Raw genomic sequence first — 23,447 nt, 5'->3', positions numbered from 1 at the left:
CGCGGCGGGTCAGCCCTTGACGGCGCCCTGGGTCAGGCCTGAGACAATCTGGCGCTGGAAGAGCAGCACCAGCAGGACAATCGGAATGGTCACAATGATGGCCGCCGCCGAGATGGCTCCGGTGGGTTCCTCGAACTGGGAGGCGCCGGTGAAGAAGGCCAGCGCCGCCGGTACCGGCCGAGCGGCCTCCGTCGAGGTCAGGGAAATGCCGTAAACGAAATCGTTCCAGGCGATGAAAAAGGCAATGATCGCCGTCGTAAAGACACCCGGGGCGGCCAGCGGGACGATCGCCTTGCGGAACGCCTGCCAGGTGGTGGCGCCGTCGACTTGGGCAGCCTGCTCCAGCTCCCACGGAATCTGCCGGAAGAATGCCGCCAGTGTCCAGATGGAGATCGGCAGCGTCAGCGACAGGTAGGGGATGATCAGGCCGGGCCAGGTGTCATAGAGGCCGATGGTCCGCCAGAGGTTGAACAGCGGGGTCACGATCGAGATGACCGGGAAGATGGAGACCGCCAGCGCGGTGGTGAGGATCATCTTCTTGCCGGGAAAGTCCAGGCGGGCAATCGCATAGGCACACAAGGTGGCCAGTACGACGGCGATGAAGGTGGCGATCAGGGCGATGCCGATCGAATTGCGCAGCGAACTGAGGAAGAGACCCTGGGCTTCGCCGACCAGGATCTGTTCGTAGTTGACCGTGCTCCATTCGGTGGGCAGGAACTTGCCAGTGGTCAGGTCGCTGGGCTGCTTGAAGGAGGTCGCGAGGATGGAAGCCACCGGGAACAGCGCGTACAGCAGCACGAGCACGGAAATGACCGCCCACGTCACCTTTTCCTTGGTCGATGAATTCTTCATTACTTACTCCCTCGTGCGCCGGCAAGGTCGACCTTGAACAGCTTGATGGCTATGAAGCAGATCAACAGAACGCAGATAAACAGCAGGACGGAGACGGCCGAACCCATACCGATCTCCAGCCGGCTGATGGACGTGCGGTAGGCAAGTAGCGACAGGACTTCGGTGCCGAACGCGCCGTTGGTCATGATGAACACATTGTCGAAAATGCGGAAGGCATCCAGCGCCCGGAAGAGCACTGCGACCATGATGGCCGCCTTCATGTTCGGCAGGATTACCCGGCTCATCCGTTCCCACCAGGTGGCGCCGTCGACCTCCGCTGCCTCCGTCAGTTCATCCGGGACTTGGGCAAGCCCGGCGAGCAACAGCAGTGAAATAAAGGGGGTGGTCTTCCAGATCTCCGAGGCCATGATGACGAAGAGCGAGGACCAGGTGCCGGCAAACCAGTTCAGGTCCGGATCTATGCCGGGCACCCAGTTGAACCAGTTGTTGATGTAGCCGGAATTGATGTCAAAGGCATAGAACCAGGCGAAGGCCGAGACCACCGTGATGATGCCGTAGGGCACCAGAATGGCGGTGCGCAGCAGCCCTCGCACGGACTTGAGCGCTTTGTGCATGACGAGCGCCAGCGCGAAACCGAGGATGAGCTCAACCACCACGGTTACGACCGTGATCAGGAGCGTGACGCCCAGATCCCGCCACCAGACAAAGTCGGTGAGGATAACGCCGTAATTGCCCAGTCCGATGAACTCCCGCTCCGACGGTGCGGTCAGGCGGTAGTTGAACAGCGAGTCATAGGCGGCCTGGACGATGGGGTAGGCCGTAACGGCAAGCATGACAACGAACGCCGGACCGGCCAGCAGCCAGCCTAGCCGCCGCTCGCCCTTGGCCCGTTCGCTGTACGGCTGGGCCGCCCGCTTCTGTTTTCCAGTAGCCGGGCTGCTTGTTTTGACCGAGGTACTCACAGCAGGCTCTCCCCTCTGAGTACTGCAAGGATGAATTCGGCAGTCTGCTCCGGCGTGGTTGCCGGAACGACGGATCCGGGCGGTGCCCAGTTCTGCTGCAGGCCGATGGAGACCTCGTTGTAATAGGGAGTCTGCGGCCGCGGCGCGGAAAGTTCAAGGGATTCCCGGATGGTGTCAGCCATAGGGAAGGCCTCTTCGATCCGGGGATCTTCGTAGGCTGCCGTGTTCGATGGCGGGTTGCCGTTGGTGATGAAGTATTCGGCCTGGTTCTCCGGGGAGACGATGCATTCGATAGCCTGGTAGGCCAAGTCCGGATGCTGGCTCGCCGCACCGACGCCGAGATTTATGCCCCCCAGCGGAGGCGCAGCCGGTTCGTTTTCATCGACCCGGGGATAGGTCGTCCAGCCGATGTCCTCGATCAGTTCTTCATCCAGCGAGCCTGCCTCGACGGCGCTGTTGGTGGCAGGCCAGACGAAGGGCCAGTTCACCATGAACGAGCCGTTATCGCCTTGGAACAGGATCATCGAGAAGTTCTCATCCTGAGTGGCCAAGCCGGGACCGCCGAGCCCTTCGTCGCCGATGGTCGAAACGATTTCCGCGGCCTTCGTTCCGGCCTCGGAGGCCAGACCGAGCTCGACTTCCGCGGCAGGGGCTTCCGGGTTTTGGATGATCTGTCCGCCGCCGGACTCGATCAGCGCATTGACCCAGACGGTCATCGATTCCCCGCGCTGGCCCTGGACGCCCAGAAACTTGTCCTGGCTTGCCGCGGCATCCATGATCTGCTGCCAGGTCACCGGCTGGCTCATGTCCAGTCCGGCTGCTTCCGCCACCGACTTGCGGTACCACAGCAGCTGAGTGTTGGCCCAGAAGGGAACGGTGACCAGCTCGTCCTTCCACTGGGCGCCGGCCAGGGCGCCCTCGACCACATTTTCCGTGGTCCGTTGGGCCACGTCCTCCGGCACTGGAGCCAGGAAGCCCGGCTCCGCGAGTTCAGGGATGAAAGGCGGGTCCAGGCTCATGATGTCAAGGGAGGAATCTCCGGCTGCGAGCCGCCGCGCCAGCTGTTCGCGTTGCGAAGCCGCGTCGTTGGGGAGCAGGGAGGTTTCTATTCGGTAGGCGCCGCCGGAATCGGCGGTGCATCTTTCGGCGATGGCAGCCTGGCCGCCGTCGTCGGGGTTGATGTACCAGGTCAGCGTCGGCACGTTTTCCGCTTCGCTGCAGCCGCTTAAAAGCATCGCGCCCAGGGCCAGTGTTACTCCGGTCAGGGCGCGCGGTTTCTTACGGTTCCGGGAGTCAAACCTCTCGTGCTGTGGCATCGGTACTGCGCCTCCACATCCTTGTAGACGCTCAGACTGAATCCTCGGGGGAAGAGACGGTCCTAAGCAACCTTTCGATTTGACCATAAGCCCCAAAGTGGGGGTTGCGCTACAAAGGGGCGACAAATTGGGTATAAGTGGTGCACGATCGAGACATGATGCCTACCGCGGATGATCTGCGCGCTGTCGCCGATGATGCCTTGGACCACCTGGCCGCATTGCCCGACCCTGCTTGGGAGCAACCTGCCTACGGACTCGAGTGGAACTGCCGCGACACCGCGGCGCATCTAATGGACGATTTCGGGTTCTATGCCATGCAACTGGCGGGGCGAAACCCGCCGCAGGACGATTATGTGGTGCTGCAGGACCCGCCTCCCTGGCGGCAGGGCTCACCGGAGATCCTCTTCTGGCCGGACCCGGCCACCGGGACAGCCGGCATCATCAGTTGCCTCGACGCTACCGCGGGACTGCTGTGTGCCGTGGTTGCTGTAGCCCCGCCGGGAAAACGCGGCTATCACCCGGCCGGAATCTCGGACGCTTCGGGCTTCGCCGCCATGGGGATCACGGAAGCGGCCCTGCACGCTTACGACATCCTGGCTGCCCACGGCATAGGTTATGAGGCCGACGGCGGAATCATCGGCACGGTACTCGACCGGCTGTTTCCTGGCGCTGCCAGGACCAGCGAGCCGTGGCAGGACCTGCTGCGGGCCAGCGGACGGACTGCTGAAACCCGGGGCCGCGCGTGGCGCTGGGATTCCTCCGTCCACTGAGTCAGCTTGCCGGCTCCGCTTCGGGTTGTCGGGATATCCGGCGGACGGCAGGCTCGGCAAAGCGGGTGGCTATCGGCCCGGTCACCGCCATGAGCATCACATAGGCCGTCACCACCGCAGCCAGTTCGGCGACTATGGCACCCGAGGCCACCGCGAGGCCGGCAATGACGATGGAAAATTCCCCTCGTGCAATCAGCGCAGAGCCCGCCCGAAGCCGTCCCCAGCGGCCGATTCCCGCCTGGCGTGCTGCCCACCAGCCGGTAGCTATTTTGGTGCCCGCCGTCAGCACCCCCAGCACGATGGTCCAAACCAGTACCGGTGGGATGGAGGCCGGATCGGTGTTGAGCCCGAACACCACGAAGAACATGGCCGCAAAGATATCGCGCAGCGGCGCCAGGACCCGGACGGCGCTTTCAGCCGTTGCGCCCGATATCGCGATGCCCAGGAGGAAGGCTCCGACGGCCGCGGAAACCTGCATGGCGGAGGCCAGGCCGGCTACCAGCAGCGCGACACCGATCAGTTTGAGCAGGAACGTTTCTTGTTCCGGACTGTGGATCCAGGCAGTGATCCGCTGGCCGTACCGGATGGCCAGGAACAGGACTGCGCTCACGGCCAGCAACGCTGCTCCAACGGCCTGCAGGCCGCCCAGGAACGACGCCCCGGCGAGGACTGTCGTGAGCACCGGCAGATAGGCGGCCATGGCGAGATCTTCCAGGACCAGGATGGAGAGGACCACCGGTGTTTCCCGGTTTCCCAAGCGGCCCAGGTCCGTGAGGACTTTGGCGGCGATGCCTGAGGAGGATATATAGGTCACGCCGCCCAGTACCAGTGCACCGATCCCGCCCCAGCCGAGGATGAGCGCCAGCACCGCACCGGGGAGGAAATTCAGCAACAGGTCCACCACGCCGGCCTGCCAGGATTGCCGCAGGCCTGTCGCGAGTTCACGGGCGGTATATTCGAGCCCCAGCATGAGCAGGAGCAGGACCACGCCGATTTCGCTGGCGATGTGGCTGAATTCGCTGATGCTGGCGAATTCGATCAATCCGCCGTTGCCGAAAGCCAGTCCACCCAGCAGATACAACGGAACCGGCGACATGCCGATCCGGGCGGCAAGACGACCCAGGATGCCCAGCCCAAGAAACACCAGGCCGAGCTCGATCAGGACAAGAGTCGTGCCGCCCACGCCCGGCTATCCCCCGTGCAGGATCTTGGCGGCAGCATCGAGTCCGTCAGGGGTACCCACCACGATGAGCAGATCTCCGGGCTTCATGGTGTCGCTCGGTGCGGGGGAAGGCATCACCTGGCCTTCCCGGACAATGGCGACCACGGACGCGCCACTGCGGGTGCGGATCCTGGCCTCGCCCAGGGCATGCCCGGAGAAAGGCGAACCTTCGGTCACCGGGAACTGCCGCGTGCTCACCCCCGGCAGTTCGCTGTGTTCTTCGGATAACTGGGCCACCAGCTTTGGACCGCCGAGCAGTCCGCCCAAGGTAGCAGCCTCCTCCACGCTCATGGGAACCGAGGCGAGGCAGGCGTCGGGATCGTCCAGGCGCGAGATGATCAGCTCGGTCTGGCCATCGCGATGGATGACTATGCCCACACGCCTGCCGTTGTCCAGCACGATCTCCCGGCGAAGGCCGATTCCCGGCAACGGTGTTTCTTCCACGTCCATGGCACAACTGTAGACCTCTCAGCCCCTGCCCTGAGGGTGCTGGCCGTAGGCTGGTAGGTAATCAAAACCAACACAACGGAGTGCCATGACGGTGGACAAGAACACCCGGAAATTTGAAACCGGAATCGAGACCGATTTCTCCGACAAGATGAGCTACGGCTCTTACCTTCGGCTGGACGATCTGCTCTCCGCCCAGCGGCCGGTAAGCCGGCCCGAACACCACGACGAGCTGCTCTTCATCATCCAGCACCAGACGTCGGAGCTGTGGCTCAAGCTGGTCCTGCACGAGCTGCGCACGGTGCGGGAAAAACTGCAGGCCGATGACCTGCGGTTTGCGATGAAGGGCATTGCCCGGATCAAACACATCCAGCGCTCGCTGACGGAACAATGGTCCGTGCTCGCCACCCTCACGCCATCCGAGTACGCGGAATTCCGCGGCCAGCTGGGCTCGTCCTCGGGCTTCCAGTCCTACCAGTACCGGGCGGTTGAGTTCCTGCTGGGCAACAAGAACCGCAGCATGCTCGACGTGTTCGCGGCTGATCCGAGCGCCCAGGCCCTGCTTGGGGACCTTCTGGGGAAGACCAGCATCTACGACGAGTTCCTGGCGTTCCTGTCCCGCCGGGGCTACGCGGTACCGGGGGAACTGCTGGAACGGGACGTCAGCGAAGCCCACGTGTTCAATCCTGAACTGGTGCAGACCTTTAAATATGTGTACGAGAACGCCCACGAGAACTGGGACGTTTACGAGGCCTGTGAAGAACTGGTGGACCTTGAGGACAACTTCCAGCTCTGGCGTTTCCGCCATTTGAAGACAGTGGAACGCACGATCGGCATGAAACGCGGCACCGGCGGTTCATCCGGCGTCGGATTTCTGCAAAAGGCCCTGGAACTGACGTTCTTCCCGGAGCTCTACGCCGTCCGCACCGAGATCGGCCAGCCGTAGCCCAGGCCCCGCGCGGCCGGGGGAAGGGCTGCCGGCGGTCGCCGTTCGTCTCGACCGCCGGCAGCGTCTGGGGAGCTCTACCGGAAGACGTTGTAGGAGGTGAAGCCTGTCCCTTCCTGGGTACGTGCGCCGAAACGGCCCCTGCTGTAGGGGTAGTACTTCAACGTTCCGTCGGTGAACTTCCCGATGAAGCCGGCGGATCCCGACACGGTGTAGCCGTAGAGCGGGGTCACGGTCGAGACCTTATGCCAGCCGCTCTTGCCGATCAGTTGGCGTTTTGAGGTGCTGACGCCGCCGGAGCCGTTTCCCGGGTAGAAGTAGAGCTCGCCGGTATTCCGGATGGCGATCAAGTCCTGTTTGCCGTCCTGGTTCCAGTCCAGCATTGTGGGCCGGTAACGTCCCCAGCCGCTGCTGATTGTCCGGCCGGCGGACAGGTAGGCCGCGGAGCCGTTGCGGTAGTAGAGCAACGCGCCGTCCGACCATCGCTTGGCCACAATGCCCGGGTAGGTGTCTGCGGCAGCCCAGCGTCCAACGGTGAGATCGTACCTGGCGAAGCCGCGGCCGACTTCGCGGGGCGCCTGGAAGCCGCCGCCTGGCCGGCCGAAGTTCACCAGCAGCCGGCCGTCCTTCATCTGGAGCAGCAGGTCGATGGTCCCGTCCTGGTTCCAGTCAACCGACGTGCCGGTCTTGACGCCGCCGTAAGCGTAGTCGATTTTCACCCGGGGGTGCATCCTGCCGCCGCTGCCCGGATAGCGCCAGAGGTCACCGGCGGAATCGGCCGCCATCACATCCGAGTAACTGCGGATACTCGGCTTGCCCAGCACGTAGTAGTGCTCCATGGTCGGGATCTTCTTGGTCCGCATGTCGGTCGCCAAAGCGACGCCGACATAGCGCAGATGCCAAGGCTCGTAGGTGTAGCCGGTGGTGGCTTCGTGGCCCCTCGGGTAGCGGATGATGAATCCGTATTTGTACGCGTTGGCGGCCACCCACTTGCCCGCGGCGGTATCGCCGAAACACGCTTCCAGTCCGCAGGATCCGCTGGCCAGGCCGATGTCCACTGCCAGTCCGGTCTGGTGTTCGCTATAGCCTGGGCGGGCGGAAATCCGGTCCGCGTAGGTCTTGCCGTAGATTCTCACGTAGTAGTTGTAGAGGTCACGCTGTTCCGCATAGGAACGGTAGGCACTAACGACGGCGATCGCATGGCCTGCGCTGTCGGCACCGGCAAAAAGGCTTGAGAGTTTGGTGCTGACATCCGGCCGCATCCTGTAGCCCGTGCTCTTCCACCGCGCCAGCTTCGGGGTGTAGTTGAGCGGGCTCAACGGGTGGGCCTTGTTGACCAGAACCTTGATGTTGGCCGGGTCCCGGACAGGTTCGGCGGCTGAGGCCGGAACAGCGGTCACGAGCGTGAAAAGCAGCGCCACAGCGGTGACCATGACTGCCAGCAGCGCGAGCCGTGGGCGTTGCGAAGTGCTTCCGGTTTCCATGATCCCCCTGTCAATGAACTGGCGCCCAGCGCGGCCGTACCCTCTATGTTTCCACTGCGGCGCCGCGGGCAACAGAGCGGCGGCCGGGTAGAGCCGCCGTCGGGAATTGAAGGCTCCTGCTAGCCATGCGTTATTTTTAGATGGTGCTGATTTCAGACCGCGATATCCGAGCCGAACTCGATGCCGAGCGTATTGTCCTGGACCCGTTTCTGCCCGAAATGATCCAGCCCTCCAGCGTGGACGTGCGGATTGACCGGTTCTTCCGGCTGTTCGACAACCACAAATATGCGCACATCGACCCGCAGTTGGAGCAGCCGGACCTGACGCGCCTTGTTGAAGTGGACCCCGATGAGCCGTTCATCCTGCACCCCGGCGAATTCGTGCTGGGCTCCACCTATGAAATGGTGACCCTGCCGGAGGACATCGCCGCCCGGCTGGAAGGCAAATCGTCGCTGGGCCGGCTGGGTCTGCTCACGCACTCCACCGCGGGCTTCATTGATCCGGGATTCTCCGGCCACGTGACGCTGGAACTGTCCAACATGGCCACGTTGCCGATCAAGCTCTGGCCGGGCTCGAAGATCGGCCAGCTGTGCTTCTTCCGCCTGACTTCACCGGCTGAACACGCCTATGGGTCGGGTCAGTACGGCAACCGGTACCAGGGCCAGCGGGGTCCGACGGCGTCGCGCAGCTACCTTAACTTCCACCGCACCACGATCGAGCGCTGATCAGGCCGACGGCGTTTGCGCCGTCGGGACCTCGCGCGGCTCCTTGACCGGCAGCAGTGCCAGCAGCCCGGCCAGCAGCACAATGAGGATGCCCAGGATGCCGAAGCGCTGCGTGCCGAAGATGGTAATGCTCAAGCCAAAGAGTGTCGGTGCCAGGAAGCTGACGGCCCGGCCGGTGGTGGCGTAGAGACCGAAGAACTCGCCCTCTTCGCCGGTGGGCGCCAGCCGTGCCAGATAAGCGCGGCTGGACGACTGGGCGGGGCCTGCGAAGAGGCACAGCATCAGCCCGAAGATCCAGAACGTGGTGTCTCCGGTCAGGGTTGCGCCGAAGATGCTGTACGTGTTGGCTCCGAGCACCAGGACAGCGGCGCCGGCGACGATCAGTCCGATCAGGGAGCCGACGATAATCTTCTTTGGCCCGATCCGGTCATCGAGGATCCCGCCGACCACTGCACCAAGGGCGGCGACGACGTTCCCGGCGATGGCGAAGAAGATGACTTCGGTCAGGGTGAAGCCAAAGGTGCCGGCGGCAATCACACCGCCGAAGGTGAAGACCGCTGCCAGCCCGTCCCGGAAGATCGCGCTGGCCAGCAGGAAGAAGATGGTGTGCGGACTGGTCCGGTAGATGGCCTTGATCCGGCGGAACAACAGTCCGTAGGAGGCGAAGAAGCCCAGCCGGGCGGCCTTCGGCTGACGGGGAATTTCCGGCACGGTGAAAAGTACCGGCAGGGCAAAGATCAGGAACCAGACGGCCGAGAACACCGCGACCAACCGGATGTTCAGCCCGTTTTCGGCGGTGGCTCCGAACCAGCCGGTCTCGGGGAGGACGAAGCCCATCAGCACCAGCGCCAGGGCCACGATGCCGCCGACATAACCCATGGCCCAGCCGAAGCCGCTGACCTTGCCGACGGTGGACGGCGTGGAGATCTGGCCGAGCATCGCGTAGTAGTTGACGTTGGCGAACTCGAAGAAAATGTTGGCCAGCGCGATCAGCGCGACGCCGACGAAGAGGAATCCGGGGGAGGGATAGACAAAGAAGCACAGCGCCGTCAGTGCGACGACGGCCATGGTGTTGACGCCCAGCCAGTACCTCCGCCGTCCGCCGGAGTCCGAGCGCTGGCCGGTGATCGGGGCCAGCAGCGCGATGGCGACTCCGGACACGGCCAAACCGTAACCGAGGATCTGCGAGGCATAGTCTTCGCCGCCAAAGGGGTCGCTCACCAGATAAACGGTGAAGACGAAGGTCGTCATAATCGCGTTGATGGCGGCCGAGCCCCAATCCCAAGACGCCCACGCGAGAACGTGCTTCTTATTGATTCTCTCTTGCATGGGAGCGCCGGCGTTCGCGGAGGGTGCCGGCTTTCCTGACCAGTGGCTCATAACCGAATGCTAGCTTCTTCGCCCTTCGTGAACAGCTTAAGCCGCTGACCAGTGGATGAATCCGCGCTAAAGCAACGAATGGAGGGGCGTTCGGGAGGGCGATTGTGACGGGCGGTGTCGGGGCCGGACGTATGCCATGGGTAGAATGGAGGCAGGCTTTTGCGCCTTTCTACCGCCGATCCCAGAAGGAAGCCCCGGAGAATATAGTGCTTGTTGTGCTCACCCTGCTCTTCGTGGTGGCCTTCATCGCGCCCTGGATCTTCAGGAAACTCGGTCGTTCAACCTTCTACATTCTGGCCGCCGTGCCGGCCGGCTGCTTCATCTGGCTGCTGGCTACTTTCGACCGGTACACGGGCTCGGACCAGACTGCACTCTCCGGCGGGCCCAATGCGCCGCCGTCGGTAATCATCCCGTGGATTCCGGAGCTGAGGCTCGAGCTAGCCTTCCGGATGGACACTTTGTCCGCGGTGCTGGCCATCCTCATTCTCGGTGTCGGCGCGCTGGTCCTCTTTTATTGCGCACGCTACTTTAAGGCCGACGATCCCAATATCGGGCCGTTCGGTGCACAGCTACTTGCCTTCGCCGGGGCCATGTTCGGCTTGGTCATCACCGATGACCTGCTCATGCTTTATGTCTTCTGGGAACTGACCACCGTCCTGTCCTACCTGCTGATCGGGTATGCACGGCACCGGCTGGCGGCGCGGCGTTCCGCTCTGCAGGCTCTGATTGTGACGACATTCGGCGGCCTGACAATGCTCGTCGGCCTGATCATGGTCGGGCAGACGGCGGGTACCTACCGAATTTCGGAAATCATGGCCGCAGCTCCGGATCTGATCCAGCACGGCATGTTGATCGACGTCGCCATCCTGCTGATCCTGGTCGGCGCCATCAGCAAGTCGGCGCTGGTCCCGTTCCACTTCTGGTTGCCCGCCGCCATGGCCGCCCCCACTCCGGTCAGCGCCTATCTCCATGCCGCAGCCATGGTCAAGGCCGGCATTTACCTGGTGGCACGGTTCGCGCCGGGCTTCTCGGATACCCGGTACTGGGAGGGGACCGTGATGGTCCTGGGCCTGGCAACCATGCTGGTCGGCGGGTGGCTGGCACTCAAACAGTTCGACCTCAAGCTCATCCTGGCCTACGGCACCGTCAGCCAGCTGGGCTTCCTCACCATGGTGGTGGGGCTGGGCAGCCGTGACGGCGCCCTGGCAGGCCTGGGACTGCTGCTGGCCCACGGCTTCTTCAAGGCGACACTCTTCCTGGTCGTCGGCATCATCGACCATCAGTCCGGCACCCGCGACATCCGCCAGCTTTCGGGAATCTACCGTACGGCGCCGGTCCTTTTTGCCGTCTCGCTGATCGGTGCCGCATCGATGGCGGGGGTACCGCCGCTGCTGGGCTTCGTCGCCAAGGAGTCGGTTTACGAAACCTTCGTCCACTATGCCTCCGAAGGCGGCTGGACCGGACCGGTCCTGCTGGCCGGCGTCGTCGTCGGTTCCATGCTGACCTTTGCCTACAGCGCTCGGTTTGTCTGGGGCGGGTTTGCCTACAAGCCCAACGTGAAGAAGACGGCGTTCAAGCGCATTCCCGGAGCTTTTATCGCATCCCCGATGCTGCTGACTGTCGCCACCGTGGTATTCGGTTTCTGGCCTGCCCCGCTCGACTCGATTATCGCCCCCTATGTTTCACTGTTCCCCTCGGACGGCGAGCCGGACGGGCACCTGGCTCTGTGGCATGGCGTGACCCCGGCGCTCGGACTGACGGTGCTGACGCTGGCCGTGGGCACACTGCTGTTCCTGTTCCGGAACCGGGTCACCGCATTCCAGGACCGTCTCTCCGGTGGGCTGACCGGCGAACGCGCCTACCGCGGGATCATCGGCGTGCTGGATGAGGTGGCCGTCTGGGTCACCGGCCGTACCCAGCGCGGTTCGCTGATTTTCTACCTCGTGGTCATTCTCAGCGTCTCGGTGGCTACTCCGCTGAGCGCCGTGTTCCTCATGGATGCGCCCTGGCCTGACAGCTGGATCGCCTTCGACTCTCCCGCGCAGCTGATCGCGGGGCTGGGCATCATCGTGGCGGCCATTCTCGCGATCAGGGCCAACAAGAGGTTCATGGCCGTGCTGATGGTCTCCGTCTCCGGTTACGGCATCGCGTTGATCTTCGCGCTGCAAGGCGCGCCGGACCTGGCGCTGACCCAGATGCTCGTGGAGACTATTGTGCTGGTCGCGATTGTGCTGGCACTGCGCTCACTGCCCGCCCGCCTCTGGCTGCGCACCCCCAGCAGTTTCAAATGGCTGCGGGCTGCCATCGGTGCGGCCTTCGGCCTGGCCATGGTGCTCATTGCCATGACCTCCATGGCCGCGCGCACCCAGCTGCCGGTCTCGCTGGAATACCCACAGCTGGCGTACGACGGCGGCGGCGGAGCCAACATTGTCAACGTCACCTTGGTGGATATCCGCGCGTGGGATACCTACGGCGAAATCTCCGTCCTGGCGGTCGCTGCCACGGGCGTGGCCAGCCTGATCTTCGTCCGCAGCCGCGGAGACAAACGCATGCGCGCCTCAACCGTCGCCTCGGGATCGGTGGACCGCCTCACCGAGCTGCCCGAGCACTCCGGCCGCGATGCCGCCGCGCTGGTCACTGCCCGGCGCTTCGCAACCGTCGCCAGGGACGCCTGGCTGGTTGCCGGACGGACTCTCGCCCCCGAGCGGCGTTCAATCATCTTCGAGGTCATTACCCGACTGCTGTTCCACTCCTTAATCATCTTCTCGATCTACCTCCTGCTGACCGGGCACAACTTGCCCGGCGGCGGCTTCGCCGGCGGACTGCTGGCAGGCATCGCCCTGGCGGTCAGGTACCTTGCGGGCGGACGAGTAGAACTGGCCGAGGCCACCCCGGTCAGTGCGGGTTTCCTGCTCGGCGCCGGACTGGGGATCGCTTCCTTGACCGCCATGGCACCGCTGCTCTTTGGCGGCGAGGTCTTCCAAAGCGCCATCATCCATTTCAGCCTGCCGGTCTTCGGGGACCACAAGTTCGTCACGTCGACCCTCTTCGATATCGGGGTCTACCTGGTGGTGGTGGGCCTGGTGCTCGACGTGCTGCGCAGTTTCGGCGCGGAAGTAGATGAGCGCAGCCAGGAGAAGGCACCAAAACCGGATGAGGGTGTGCCGCAGCCGGCACCGGACTCCATCGAGGAAGGAGTAGCACGATGACGGTGAACATCACGCTGCTCGTGGTCATGGGCGTTCTCGTGGCAGTGGGCGTCTATCTGATCCTCGAACGCAGCCTGACCCGGGTCATGCTCGGACTGATGATGCTGGCCAATGGCGCCAACATCCTGTTGCTGACTACCGGTGGCGCCGCTGGCTTGGCGCCGCTGTACGACGCAGATATTCCTGCGGGGGAATACAATGACCCGCTGCCGCAGGCGCTCATCCTGACCTCCATCGTGATTTCCTTCGCGGTGACCGCGTTCATGCTCGGCATTATCTACCGGTCCTGGGTACTGGGCCGCCAGGACGAAGTGCAGGACGATATTGAAGACCGCCGCGTGGCCAATCAGCCCAGCTTCGACGCCGAGGACGATACCGCCATCCCGGTAGAGACCACCGAGTTTGTCATGCCGGCAGACGCCGATGAACGGCCGGCAGCACCGAAGACCAGAGTTCGGGGACAAGAATGAACGCCGCTAGCCTGGCCCCGCTGGCCGTTGTCCTTCCCTTCCTGGGCGCTGCTTTTGCGTTCATCCTGATCCGCCGGCCGGTTGCGCAACGCACGGTGGCCATCACCACGCTCGCCCTGACCCTGTCCGTCGAACTGCTCATGCTGTGGTCGGCCTGGACCCAGGGCGTGCAGGCCGTGTTCCTCGGCGGCTGGGTGCCTCCGTTCGGCATCTCCCTGGTGGTGGACGAGCTTTCATCCCTGATGCTCGTGATCTCCTCGGCCGTGAGCCTGGCGGTGCTGGTCTACGCATCCGGCCAAGGCATGGCAGATGGGGACGAGGACGGTCCCATCTCGATTTTCCATCCCACTTACCTGATCCTCGTGGCGGGGGTGTCCAACGCTTTCCTCACCGGGGACCTGTTCAACCTCTACGTAGGTTTCGAGATTCTGCTGACCGCCAGTTATGTCCTGATGACCATGGGCGGGACGGGGCCACGTGTCCGGGCTGGCGTGACGTACGTGGTGGTCAGCGTTATTTCGTCGATGCTGTTCCTGCTCTCCATTGCGATGATCTACGCGGCGACCGGCACCATCAACATGGCCGACCTGGCCGTGAAGCTGGGCGAACTGGATGACTCCACGCAAATGATTCTGCACCTGATGCTGGTGGTGGCGTTCGGCATCAAGGCCGCGGTGTTCCCGCTGTCCTTCTGGCTGCCCGACTCGTATCCCACCGCACCGGCCCCGGTTACCGCAGTGTTCGCCGGCCTGCTGACCAAGGTGGGTGTCTACGCCCTGATCCGGACCGAGACGCTGCTCTTTCCGGGGGACCGGATCAACACCTTCCTGATGATCGTTGCGCTGCTGACCATGCTGGTCGGCATCCTCGGAGCGCTGGCCCAGATCGACATCAAACGCATGCTCTCGTTCACGCTGGTCAGCCACATCGGCTACATGGTTTTCGGCCTGGCGATGAGCTCAGTGGTCGGACTGGGATCGACGATGTACTACGTGGCGCACCACATTACCGTCCAGACCAGCCTGTTCCTGGTGGCGGGTCTGATCGAACGCCGCGGCGGCACCTCCAACATGGACCGGCTGGGCGGCATGGCGAAGCTCTCGCCGCTGCTGGCGATCCTGTACTTTGTGCCGGCCATGAACCTGGCGGGCATCCCGCCCTTCTCCGGCTTCCTCGGCAAGCTGGGCCTGCTGCAAGGCGGCGTCGATCTTGCCACCCCGGTGTCGTACACGCTGGTGATCGGCAGCGTCGTCACCTCCCTGCTGACCCTGATGGCCATGGCCCGCGTCTGGAACAGGGCCTTCTGGCGGACGCCGGAGGACGCCGAGCATCCGGATCCGGTGCTGCTGGCCAGCAAGCCGGACGGTTCCACGCTGCGCACCTCCAAGTACGTGACCGACAAGCCCACCGGCCGGTTCTCCGGCAGGGGGACCATCCACCTGCTGCCCAAGAGCATGGTCGGAGCCACCATGGGCCTGGTGGCACTCGGAGTGGCACTGACCGTCTTCGCCGGCCCGCTGTTCCAGCTGAGCGATCAGGGCGCCCGGGCGATGCTCGAGCGCACACCCTACATCGAAGCCGTTCTCGGCACCGGCGCGGCACAGGGGGTTGAGCAATGACCCGTTCCCGGATTCCGCTGCTCGTCGAAATTCCCCTGCTGGTCTGGCTGGTCATCCTCTGGGGCGCCCTCTGGCAGGACTTCAGCGCCGGCAACCTGATTTTCGGACTGCTCATCGCCCTCGCCGTCGTCAATATCTTTTACTTGCCGCCGGTAGAACTTGCCGGACGGCTGAATCTGTGGGCAGCAGCCGTGTTCGTGGCGGCGTTCGTACTGAACGTGGCCAAGGCCAGTTTCGAGGTCTTCTGGATCGCGCTCACCCGGGGACCAAGGACCAAGAACGGTGTGGTGGCCGTCCAGCTGCGCAGCCATTCGGACCTGCTGGTTACCGCCACCGGTCACACCATCTCGCTGATTCCCGGGAGTCTCGTGGTGGACGTGGACCGGTCCACGTCGACGCTCTACCTGCACGTGCTGGACATTCCGGACCCGGACAAGGCGGACCGGTTCCGCGACCAGGTCCGCAGGATCGAGGCCGGGCTGATCCGGGCCATCGGCAGTAAAGAGGAAGTCGCCATGGTCAAAGCGGAGGCAGCAAACCGGCGGAACGGAGGAACCAGTTGAACAGTCCGTTCATGGAAGTTGTCCTGGTGATCGTCACGGTCGTCCTGGCCTTCTCCGCCGCCGTCGCAATCTCCCGCATTGTCAAAGGCCCCTCCATCTTGGACAGGGTGATCGCTATCGACGTTCTGCTGGCCATCGTCTGCGCGGGCCTGATAGCTGACATGGCCGTCCGGAAGCATCAGGCCAATCTGACCTTGGTGATCATCATTTCCCTGATCGGCTTCATCGGCTCAGTCACGGTAGCCCGCTTCGTCATCGACAGGCGGACCCATGAACACTGATTTTGTGCTGGAAATTGCCGCCGGACTCTGCCTGGTCCTCGGGGCGCTTATGTCCCTGGCCGCCGCTATCGGGCTGCTCCGGTTTCCGGACCTGCTCTCGCGGATGCACGCAGCCACCAAGCCCCAGGTTTTCGGGCTGCTGCTGCTGCTGATCGGCCTGGCCCTGCAGCTCCGCAGCTGGGCAGCGGTGCCGGTGCTGATTATCGCCTGGCTGTTCCAGCTGCTGACGGTTCCGGTGTCGGCACACATGGTGGGCCGTGCTGGTTACCGCACCAAGCACCTGCACCGGGAAACACTGAGCGTGGACGACCTGGATGCGGTGGTCCAGAAAGCCGCGGCGGAAGAAGCCGAACGCCGGAAGGCGGATGCCGCGGAAGAGGCGGCGCTGGCTGCCGATCCCGAGCTGGCGGCGGAACTGGACGCCGCCGGGAAGGCTGACGAAAAGCCTGCAGGAAAGCTGAAGGGCGCGTTGCGGATCAAGGAGCCAAAGGAAGCGGCGGCGAAGGCTTCCGCCAAACGCCGCCGCGAATCCTGAAACTGCCCCGGGGACTAGACCATGTCGCGGGTCCGGTTGAAGCGGTTGACTGCCTGCATGGTTCCGCGCTGGGAAAGCACACGGATGATCGCGCTGACAGTACCGGAAATCGCGGCAAAGGCGAGGGTGGCGCGCAGGCTGTTCTCCATGTCGTCGTCATGCTTGGGGGAGTCCTCCCCGGTGACGGCCTTCCACAGGATGTCGATGAGCTTGGCGCCGGCCAGGCCCGCACCGATGCTCACCAACGTACCCAGAAGTTTCAAAACCATACTCATTTGCCACTGCCCTTCGTCGGTAATGTCATCTGCCACCCAGCCTAGCGTTTTCCGGGTCGGCTGCCACCCGCCGTCGTCAGTAGTACACTGGAAGACGCTTGAAAAAGCACACATGACGACAGGGGAGCGTCCGTCACGGTAACCACGGCAAGCAGCGGTACCGGGTCGGGACGCTGAGAGTGCGGCCAGCCGCAGACCCTCGAACCTGCTCCGGTTAGTACCGGCGAAGGGAGTCGAGATCTCAGGGTGTGCCCGGAAAAGCCGGGTTGCCCTCCCCTCCTGAACCTCAGGAGGATTTTCCATGAACACCGTTACACCTTCCCCGCAGGCTGCTGCGCGCAAACCCCGTTACACCTGGCGAGTTGTCGATATTGTCGTGGCGTCCGTGATCGGCGTAGCCATCGGCGTTATCTTCTGGGCCTGGTCCGCCGGTTATTCGGGCATCGCGGTGCTGACCGCGGCCTTCCCGCCAGCCGGCGGGCTCTATGCCGGCGGCTGGCTCACGGCCGGGGTCCTGGGTGGGCTGCTCATCCGCAAGCCCGGCGCGGCGATCTACTGCGAGGTCCTCGCGGCCGCCGTGTCGAGCCTGCTGGGCACGCAGTTCGGCCTCACCGTGCTCCTCTCCGGCCTGATCCAGGGCGTCGGCGCGGAACTGGTCTTCCTGCTCTTCCTCTACAAGAAGTTCAACCTCGGCGTGTCGCTGCTGGCCGGGCTGGGTGCAGGCCTGGCGCTGGCCATCGGCGAGAACATCCTGTGGAACGTGGAATGGGCCACAGACTGGAAGCTCTGGTACACGCTGTTCGCCGCAGTCTCCGGCGTGGTCATCGCCGGCCTGCTGCCCTGGCTGGCGATGAGGGGACTGGCCAAGACGGGCGCGCTCTCGTCCTTTGCCGCCGGCCGGACGGCAGACGTATAGGCCATGGCAAACACTCAAAGCACGACGGCGGAGCGCGGCCGCCCGGCCGCCGTTACCGCCGAGGGATACGGCTGGCGCCATGCCGGCCGCAAGGATCCGGCGGTCAGCGACGTGAGCTTCAGGATCGAGCCGGGGGAGCGCGTGCTGCTGCTCGGCGCCTCCGGTGCCGGCAAATCCACCCTGCTGCATGCCATCGCGGGGGTGCTGGGCGACGAAGGCGAAGGGGACGAAGCCGGCCGCCTGACCGTCGACGGCATGCACCCGGTCCAGTCCCGCGGCCGGACGGGACTGGTGCTTCAGGACCCGGAGTCGCAGGTGGTCATGGCCCGGGTGGGGGACGAGGTCACCTTCGGCGCGGAGAACATGGCCCTGCCGCGGGACGAAATCTGGTCGCGGGTGCGCAAAAGCCTGTCGGATGTGGGCCTCGAAGTCCCGCTGGACCACCCCACCACCGCACTCTCCGGCGGACAGAAGCAGCGGCTCGCACTGGCATCGGTCCTGGCCATGCGGCCGGGAGTCCTGTTGCTGGACGAGCCCACGGCGAACCTGGACCCGGACGGCGTACTGGAGGTCCGGGACGCCGTCGTCGGGGTGCTTGAGCGCACCGGCGCCACCCTGATTGTGGTGGAGCACCGCGTGGCCATCTGGGCGGACGTGGTGGATCGGGTCATCGTGCTGGCGGCCGACGGTGGAGTTCTCGCCGACGGTCCGCCGGCTGAGGTGCTCAATGCCGCAGGTACCAGGGAACGACTGATCGAAGCGGGTGTCTGGGTCCCCGGCTACACGCCCCGGCTGCGCACGCCCGGGCCCCCCAGCGGCCGCGGTAACGGCGGGAGCCACAGCACGCCGGGCACGGGCCTGCTCCGGGCGGCGGAGCTGTCCGTGGCCCGGACCCGCAGGGCCGGGCCGGTAGTCAGTAAGGTCTCGCTGGAACTGGCGGCGGGCGAGGCGCTGAGCATCACCGGCCCCAACGGCGCCGGCAAGTCAACCCTGGCGCTGACCCTGGCCGGGCTGCTGACCCCCGCGGGCGGCAGGCTTGAGGCCGCACCGGAGCTCCGGCGGGGTGCGGCCAGTACGGTGCACAAGTGGAAATCAGCTGAACTCGTCACTAGGATCGGCACTGTCTTCCAGGAACCCGAGCACCAGTTCCTGACCCACCGGGTGATCGACGAACTCGAATTCGGTCCCCGGCGCGTCGCCCGGCTCCCGGAGGACGAGGTGCGCCGCCGCGTTGATGCCATCGCCGAGAGGCTGCGGCTGACCAAACTCCTGCAGGCCAATCCCTTCACCCTTTCGGGCGGGGAGAAGCGCAGGCTGTCCGTGGCGACCATGCTGGCCACCAGCCCGGACATCCTGGTCCTGGATGAACCGACCTTCGGGCAGGACGCGAACACCTGGGCGGAACTGGTCTCGCTGCTCGGCGGACTGATCGCCGAAGGCCACGCCGTGGTGTCCGTGACCCACGACGGCGACTTCACCGCGGCGCTCGGCGGCAACGTCCTGCGCGTGGCGGAGGGAACAGCACAGGTCCAGGCGCGGGTCGCGAGCGGGAGGGCGGCATGAGCCTGGACATCATGACCCCGCGGCTGACTGCCTCGCCCTTCACCCGTGCCAATCCGCTCTCGAAGCTCGCCGCCGTTGCCATGGTCACCGTAGTGGTGATGCTCAGCGTGGACTGGGTGAGCGCCGGCGTGGTGCTGGCCGCGGAACTGCTGCTGCTGCCGGTACTGGGCATCAGCGCCTGGGCATTGTTCCGGCGCGGCTGGCCGCTGGTGGTGGCGGCCGCGGTTGGCGCCTACGGCACGGCGCTGCTGGCGGAGAAAACCGGCGCGGTGGTCTTCGAAGCGGGCCCGCTGCTGTTCACCGAGGATTCCATCAACTCCGGCGTCGCCATCGGGCTGCGGTCCCTGGCGGTGGCACTGCCCGGAATCTTCCTGCTGCTGACCACTGACCCCACCGATCTGGCCGATGCGCTGGCGCAGAAGCTGAAGCTGCCGCACCGGTTTGTGCTCGGGGCCCTGGCCGGCCTCCGGCTGGTGGGTCTGCTGGTCGAGGAATGGCGGACCCTGGGTCTGGCCCGCCGTGCCCGCGGAGTCGGCGCCGAGAACAAGCCGCTGGCCAAATTCGCCGCGTTCCTTGGCCAGGCGTTCGGGCTGATCGTGCAGGCGATCCGGCGCGCCACCCGCCTGGCGGTGGCAATGGAGGCCCGCGGTTTCGGCGGGGCACAACGCACCTGGGCGCGGGAATCGACGTTCAGCAGGGTGGATATCTGGGTCTTCCTGGGCGGTGCCCTGGTCTCGGCGGCAGCCGTTGCCGCCGCCGTCTCCGCCGGGACCTGGAACTTCATCCTCGGCTGACCCCGGCTCCTTCGCGATCCACTGGTCAGCTGCGGCCCTTTTCAGATTTGGGAAGGGCCGCAGCTGCCTCCTCGATTACGGCTGCGCGCAAAAGGCGCGTGCCTTCGTCAACGCCCTGGATCTACGGGCCGGCTACGGTTTGGAGAGCGCCCGGTCCAGGTCCTTGAGCAGGTCCCCGGTGGCTTCCAGACCCACGGACAGCCGGACGAAGCCGTCGCCAAGCCCGATCGCGGCCCGTCCGTCCGGTCCCATCGCGCGGTGCGTGGTGGTGGCCGGATGGGTGATCAGGGACTTGGCGTCGCCGAGGTTGTTCGAAATGTCCACCGTGGTCAGCGAGTTGAGCAGCCGGAACGCGGCGGCCTTGGCGTCCGCGCCGCTGGCGGCATCCGGCTCAAGCTCAAACGTGACCACGGTTCCGCCGCCGCTCATCTGGCGGCGCGCCAATTCGTACTGCGGATGCGATTCGAGGAACGGGTAGACCACCCGCCGCACCGCCGGCTGGGTTTGCAGCCAGCGGGCGATCTCCAGGGCGGATGCCGTCGAATAGTTCACGCGCAGGGACATCGTCTCCAGCCCCTTGAGCAGTGTCCAGGCGTTGAACGGGCTCAGCGCGGGACCGGTGTGGCGCATCAGCTGCTTGACCGGGCCGTTGATGAAATCCGCACGCCCCAGCACGGCACCGCCCAGCACACGGCCCTGCCCGTCCATGTGTTTGGTACCCGAATAAACAACGACGTCGGCCCCCAGTTCCGTTGCCTGCTGCAGCAGCGGGGTGGCGAAGACATTGTCCACCACCACCTGCGCCCCGGCGGCGTGCGCCAGTTCGACGACCGCCCGGATGTCCACCAGCTCCTGCAGCGGGTTGGACGGCGACTCGAAGAACACCGCGGCGGCCGGGGTGGCGAGGGCCTGCTCCCACTGGGCCAGGTCATGGCCGTCCACAAAGACCGTTTCCACGCCCCAGCGCGGCAGGATCTCGTTGAGAATGACAAAGCAGGAACCGAACAGGCTCCGGGCTGCAACGACCCGGTCACCGGTGGCGAGCAGGGCGCCCAAGGCCGTGAAAACCGCACTCATGCCGCTGGCGGTGGCGAAGCAGGCCTCGGCTCCCTCGAGCAGCCGGAGCCGTTCCTGGAAGGCAGCGACCGTGGGGTTGCCGTAGCGGGAATAGACGAAGCGTTCCACCTCGCCGTTGAAGGAGGCTTCGGCTGCCTCGGCGGAATCGAAAACGTAGCCGGAGGTCAGGAACAAGGCTTCGGAGGTTTCCTGGAAGCCCGTGCGGTCAAGGCCGCCGCGGACTGCCCGCGTCTGCGGGTCCCAGCCGGCGAGCAGCTCCGCCGGGTCCGGCCCAGGGCCGGAAGGCTCCGCGGGCACCATCGGCTAGCCCCGCTTCCAGGGCAGATCGCTCTGCTGCCAGCCGCCGGCGGCTTCGAAGCCACCCAGCACGTTGTACGCGGTATGACCGGCGGCGGTGGCGCTGATGGCGGCATCGATGGAGCGCCGCCCCGAACGGCAGATCAACAGCAGCTCCTTGCCGCGCAGCGACTGCAGCCCGTTGAGGAAGCCGGCATTGCGGCTGCCGTCAATCCGGTTCCACTCGATGAAGCGCGCGGGAGCGCCGTCGTCGTTCGTCACGGGCACGCCCACCTGCTGCCATTCGGTCTCGGTACGGACGTCCACGAGGACGGCACCGCCGCGCAGCTTCTCCACGGCTTCTTGAACGGTGAGGTCTCCGGCGTAGCTCATGCGCTGTGTCCCTTCAGCACCACGGCCTGGGCGGCGATGACGCGTTCGCCGTCGAAGGCAATCGAGGGGTTGCCGTAGAGTTCGTAGCCCTCCGCCAGCGCGGCGCTGACCCGCGCGCAGAAGGACCTGTCGTCCGGCCCGGTCAGCAACCGGTAGGGCAGGGGGCTGCCCGCTGCATTGCCAACGGGGGACTGGACGGGTTGTTCCAACGGGGGCATGGGGCACTCCTGATCACGCTTGCAAATGAACCAAATGAACACTGCCGAGTAGTCACCTGAGGCACCCCGCCGTGAAGAGGGTTGCCGGCCAGCACAGTCAGGGCTTGACGCTGGACCTCGTTACTCTGCTCAAGAAAGTAGCACGGGGCCGTCCCCGGCACCCAAGCCGGGGCGTCGGCGTCGTCATCATTGGTAACCGTTACGTAGGTTTACGACGGCGGAAGGCCGCAGCCCTGGCCGCCGTGGGAAGCGCTGGGCTACTCGCGGCTGCCCTTGGCCAGCAGCGCCGTCAGTTCCTCCGTCATCTCGTGTGACACCGGGATGGCCCGGCCGTCGATCGACTTGACCGGTGCCAGCAGCCGGATGCTGGAGACCAGCCACACCGCATCGGCTGCCAGCAGGTGGTGCGGCTCCAGCGGCCCGTAGCCCAGCTGCCAGCCGGCATCCGCGGCCGCGTTGAACAGGGCGCCCTGGGACGTGCCGGGCAGGATGCCGTTTTCGAGCAGCGGCGTGGTGAGCGTCCGGACGCCGTCGCGCACGGTCGCCATCAGCACCGTGGAGGTGGGGCCCTCCAGCACCAGTCCGTCGGTGGAGGTGAAGATGACATCGTCCGCCCCGTTGGCCTTGGCGTAGCGCAGTGCGGCCATGTTCACGGCGTAGGAAAGGGTCTTGGCGCCCAGCAGCAGCCACGGCGCGCGCTCGGCGATGTTGCTGTCGTAGCCGCGGTCCAGCAGCAGCACATCGAGGCCTTCCTGCCGCTGGTCCCTGCCGAGGGAACCGGGCAGCGAGGCCTGCACCCACGCGGTGGGACGCTCCGCGCCCTCCACGCCGCGCGTGACCAGCAGCTTGAGCACCAGCTCTTCAGCCGGGGCATGTTCGGCGACGGCGGTGGCGATGGCCCGCTCCCAGGCATCGGACGGCGGAATGTCCAGGTCCATGATGCGCGCCGAGGACGCCAGCCGGTCCAGATGCGCCTGCACCTTGCGGGGAACACCGTCCACGGCCAGGAGCGATTCGAAAATGCCGTCGCCACGGGTGGCGCCCAGATCGGTCGCCATCAGCTGCGGCTTCGTGGCATCGGCGATGCGCCCGTTCTCCAGGGCAGGGTCGAGAAACACCAAAACTGTCATGGGATCAGCATAGATTGCCGCGCG

At 65.1% G+C, this 23,447-nt stretch carries 23 protein-coding genes, 1 pseudogene and 2 riboswitches; of the genes and pseudogenes, 12 read left to right on the top strand and 12 right to left on the bottom strand.

The features are described 5' to 3' along the window. Positions 1-9: 9 nt before the first annotated feature. The 3 genes from AC20117_RS03045 to AC20117_RS03035 are packed head-to-tail and all read right to left on the bottom strand — an operon-like array spanning position 10 to position 3,130. On the bottom strand, positions 10-852 hold the full coding sequence (locus tag AC20117_RS03045) for a carbohydrate ABC transporter permease (RefSeq protein WP_074701040.1): 843 nt from the start codon (positions 850-852) through the stop codon (positions 10-12). Further along, entirely contained in the window at positions 852-1,814 is a 963-nt protein-coding gene (locus AC20117_RS03040) for a carbohydrate ABC transporter permease (protein ID WP_074701041.1), read from the bottom strand. The genes AC20117_RS03045 and AC20117_RS03040 overlap by 1 nt, the downstream gene beginning before the upstream one ends. Continuing rightward, the gene (locus AC20117_RS03035) at positions 1,811-3,130 is read right to left on the bottom strand and encodes a sugar ABC transporter substrate-binding protein (protein ID WP_074701042.1); all 1,320 of its coding nucleotides are present in this window, start codon (positions 3,128-3,130) and stop codon (positions 1,811-1,813) included. The genes AC20117_RS03040 and AC20117_RS03035 overlap by 4 nt, the downstream gene beginning before the upstream one ends. A gap of 155 nt (positions 3,131-3,285) precedes the next feature. Between AC20117_RS03035 and AC20117_RS03030 the strand changes: the two genes are divergently transcribed. Further along, positions 3,286-3,900: a DinB family protein gene (locus AC20117_RS03030; RefSeq protein ID WP_074701043.1), complete on the top strand. Its 615-nt coding sequence runs from the start codon at positions 3,286-3,288 to the stop codon at positions 3,898-3,900. A 1-nt stretch (position 3,901) separates the two neighbouring features. Here the strand turns inward: AC20117_RS03030 and AC20117_RS03025 are convergent, their stop codons facing one another. Further along, a complete protein-coding gene (locus tag AC20117_RS03025; protein ID WP_074701044.1) occupies positions 3,902-5,083 on the bottom strand; it encodes a cation:proton antiporter in 1,182 nt (393 codons plus the stop codon). A gap of 6 nt (positions 5,084-5,089) precedes the next feature. Further along, complete coding sequence (locus AC20117_RS03020; RefSeq protein ID WP_074701045.1) at positions 5,090-5,572, bottom strand: cation:proton antiporter regulatory subunit; 483 nt, start codon at positions 5,570-5,572, stop codon at positions 5,090-5,092. Positions 5,573-5,657: 85 nt separating this feature from the next. On the opposite strand from AC20117_RS03020, the gene AC20117_RS03015 reads away from it, so the two are divergent. Then, complete coding sequence (locus AC20117_RS03015; RefSeq protein ID WP_101632513.1) at positions 5,658-6,515, top strand: tryptophan 2,3-dioxygenase; 858 nt, start codon at positions 5,658-5,660, stop codon at positions 6,513-6,515. Positions 6,516-6,592: 77 nt separating this feature from the next. Here the strand turns inward: AC20117_RS03015 and AC20117_RS03010 are convergent, their stop codons facing one another. Then, complete coding sequence (locus AC20117_RS03010) at positions 6,593-7,999, bottom strand: M15 family metallopeptidase (protein ID WP_101632512.1); 1,407 nt, start codon at positions 7,997-7,999, stop codon at positions 6,593-6,595. Between the two features lie 143 nt (positions 8,000-8,142). Here AC20117_RS03010 and dcd point away from each other — a divergent pair, with 143 nt between their 5' ends. Then, positions 8,143-8,724 (top strand): dCTP deaminase, encoded by a 582-nt coding sequence (dcd, locus tag AC20117_RS03005; RefSeq protein WP_074703261.1) that lies wholly within the window; start codon positions 8,143-8,145, stop codon positions 8,722-8,724. Here the strand turns inward: dcd and AC20117_RS03000 are convergent, their stop codons facing one another. Beyond that, positions 8,725-10,053 carry an MFS transporter gene (locus tag AC20117_RS03000; RefSeq protein ID WP_074701046.1) on the bottom strand — a complete coding sequence of 443 codons (1,329 nt, stop codon included), beginning with the start codon at positions 10,051-10,053 and terminating at the stop codon, positions 8,725-8,727. Between the two features lie 257 nt (positions 10,054-10,310). Between AC20117_RS03000 and AC20117_RS02995 the strand changes: the two genes are divergently transcribed. The 6 genes and pseudogenes from AC20117_RS02995 to mnhG all read left to right on the top strand — a co-directional run. Next, positions 10,311-13,313 (top strand): Na+/H+ antiporter subunit A, encoded by a 3,003-nt coding sequence (locus tag AC20117_RS02995; protein ID WP_074701047.1) that lies wholly within the window; start codon positions 10,311-10,313, stop codon positions 13,311-13,313. Beyond that, entirely contained in the window at positions 13,310-13,783 is a 474-nt protein-coding gene (locus AC20117_RS02990; RefSeq protein WP_074701048.1) for a Na(+)/H(+) antiporter subunit C, read from the top strand. The genes AC20117_RS02995 and AC20117_RS02990 overlap by 4 nt, the downstream gene beginning before the upstream one ends. After that, positions 13,780-15,402 (top strand): Na+/H+ antiporter subunit D, encoded by a 1,623-nt coding sequence (locus tag AC20117_RS02985; RefSeq protein WP_074701049.1) that lies wholly within the window; start codon positions 13,780-13,782, stop codon positions 15,400-15,402. The genes AC20117_RS02990 and AC20117_RS02985 overlap by 4 nt, the downstream gene beginning before the upstream one ends. Next, positions 15,399-15,965 (top strand): Na+/H+ antiporter subunit E, encoded by a 567-nt coding sequence (locus tag AC20117_RS02980; RefSeq protein ID WP_074701050.1) that lies wholly within the window; start codon positions 15,399-15,401, stop codon positions 15,963-15,965. Before AC20117_RS02985 ends, AC20117_RS02980 begins: the two co-directional genes overlap by 4 nt. Positions 15,966-15,976: 11 nt before the next feature. Beyond that, entirely contained in the window at positions 15,977-16,246 is a 270-nt protein-coding gene (locus tag AC20117_RS02975; RefSeq protein ID WP_074703262.1) for an MrpF/PhaF family protein, read from the top strand. Further along, positions 16,236-16,613, top strand: a pseudogene (gene mnhG, locus AC20117_RS23780) (monovalent cation/H(+) antiporter subunit G); the annotation flags it as partial. The gene AC20117_RS02975 and the pseudogene mnhG, both read left to right, overlap by 11 nt. Before the next feature lie 182 nt (positions 16,614-16,795). Here the strand turns inward: mnhG and AC20117_RS02965 are convergent. Next, a complete protein-coding gene (locus AC20117_RS02965; RefSeq protein WP_236777426.1) occupies positions 16,796-17,092 on the bottom strand; it encodes a DUF4235 domain-containing protein in 297 nt (98 codons plus the stop codon). A gap of 74 nt (positions 17,093-17,166) precedes the next feature. Next, positions 17,167-17,305: riboswitch (TPP riboswitch) on the top strand. A 52-nt stretch (positions 17,306-17,357) separates the two neighbouring features. On the opposite strand from AC20117_RS02965, the gene AC20117_RS02960 reads away from it, so the two are divergent. The 3 genes from AC20117_RS02960 to AC20117_RS02950 are packed head-to-tail and all read left to right on the top strand — an operon-like array spanning position 17,358 to position 20,329. After that, positions 17,358-17,972: an ECF transporter S component gene (locus AC20117_RS02960; RefSeq protein ID WP_074701051.1), complete on the top strand. Its 615-nt coding sequence runs from the start codon at positions 17,358-17,360 to the stop codon at positions 17,970-17,972. A 3-nt stretch (positions 17,973-17,975) separates the two neighbouring features. Continuing rightward, a complete protein-coding gene (locus AC20117_RS02955; RefSeq protein WP_074701052.1) occupies positions 17,976-19,535 on the top strand; it encodes an ABC transporter ATP-binding protein in 1,560 nt (519 codons plus the stop codon). After that, the gene (locus AC20117_RS02950; protein WP_101632511.1) at positions 19,532-20,329 is read left to right on the top strand and encodes an energy-coupling factor transporter transmembrane component T family protein; all 798 of its coding nucleotides are present in this window, start codon (positions 19,532-19,534) and stop codon (positions 20,327-20,329) included. The genes AC20117_RS02955 and AC20117_RS02950 overlap by 4 nt, the downstream gene beginning before the upstream one ends. 132 nt (positions 20,330-20,461) lie before the next feature. On the opposite strand, the gene AC20117_RS02945 is transcribed toward AC20117_RS02950, so the two are convergent. The 4 genes from AC20117_RS02945 to AC20117_RS02930 form a co-directional block, all read right to left on the bottom strand. Further along, positions 20,462-21,706, bottom strand: a complete 1,245-nt coding sequence (locus AC20117_RS02945) for an O-succinylhomoserine sulfhydrylase (RefSeq protein ID WP_074701053.1) — start codon at positions 21,704-21,706, stop codon at positions 20,462-20,464. Between the two features lie 3 nt (positions 21,707-21,709). Then, positions 21,710-22,075 (bottom strand): rhodanese-like domain-containing protein, encoded by a 366-nt coding sequence (locus AC20117_RS02940; RefSeq protein ID WP_074701054.1) that lies wholly within the window; start codon positions 22,073-22,075, stop codon positions 21,710-21,712. Beyond that, positions 22,072-22,293 (bottom strand): DUF1737 domain-containing protein, encoded by a 222-nt coding sequence (locus tag AC20117_RS02935; protein WP_074701055.1) that lies wholly within the window; start codon positions 22,291-22,293, stop codon positions 22,072-22,074. Before AC20117_RS02935 ends, AC20117_RS02940 begins: the two co-directional genes overlap by 4 nt. A gap of 10 nt (positions 22,294-22,303) precedes the next feature. After that, positions 22,304-22,418, bottom strand: a riboswitch (SAM riboswitch). Positions 22,419-22,550: 132 nt separating this feature from the next. Then, complete coding sequence (locus tag AC20117_RS02930) at positions 22,551-23,423, bottom strand: aminodeoxychorismate lyase (RefSeq protein WP_074701056.1); 873 nt, start codon at positions 23,421-23,423, stop codon at positions 22,551-22,553. Positions 23,424-23,447 lie beyond the last annotated feature (24 nt).

It is taken from the genome of Arthrobacter crystallopoietes (assembly GCF_002849715.1).
Taxonomy (GTDB): domain Bacteria; phylum Actinomycetota; class Actinomycetes; order Actinomycetales; family Micrococcaceae; genus Crystallibacter; species Crystallibacter crystallopoietes.
This window is presented reverse-complemented; position numbering and strand designations above follow the sequence as displayed.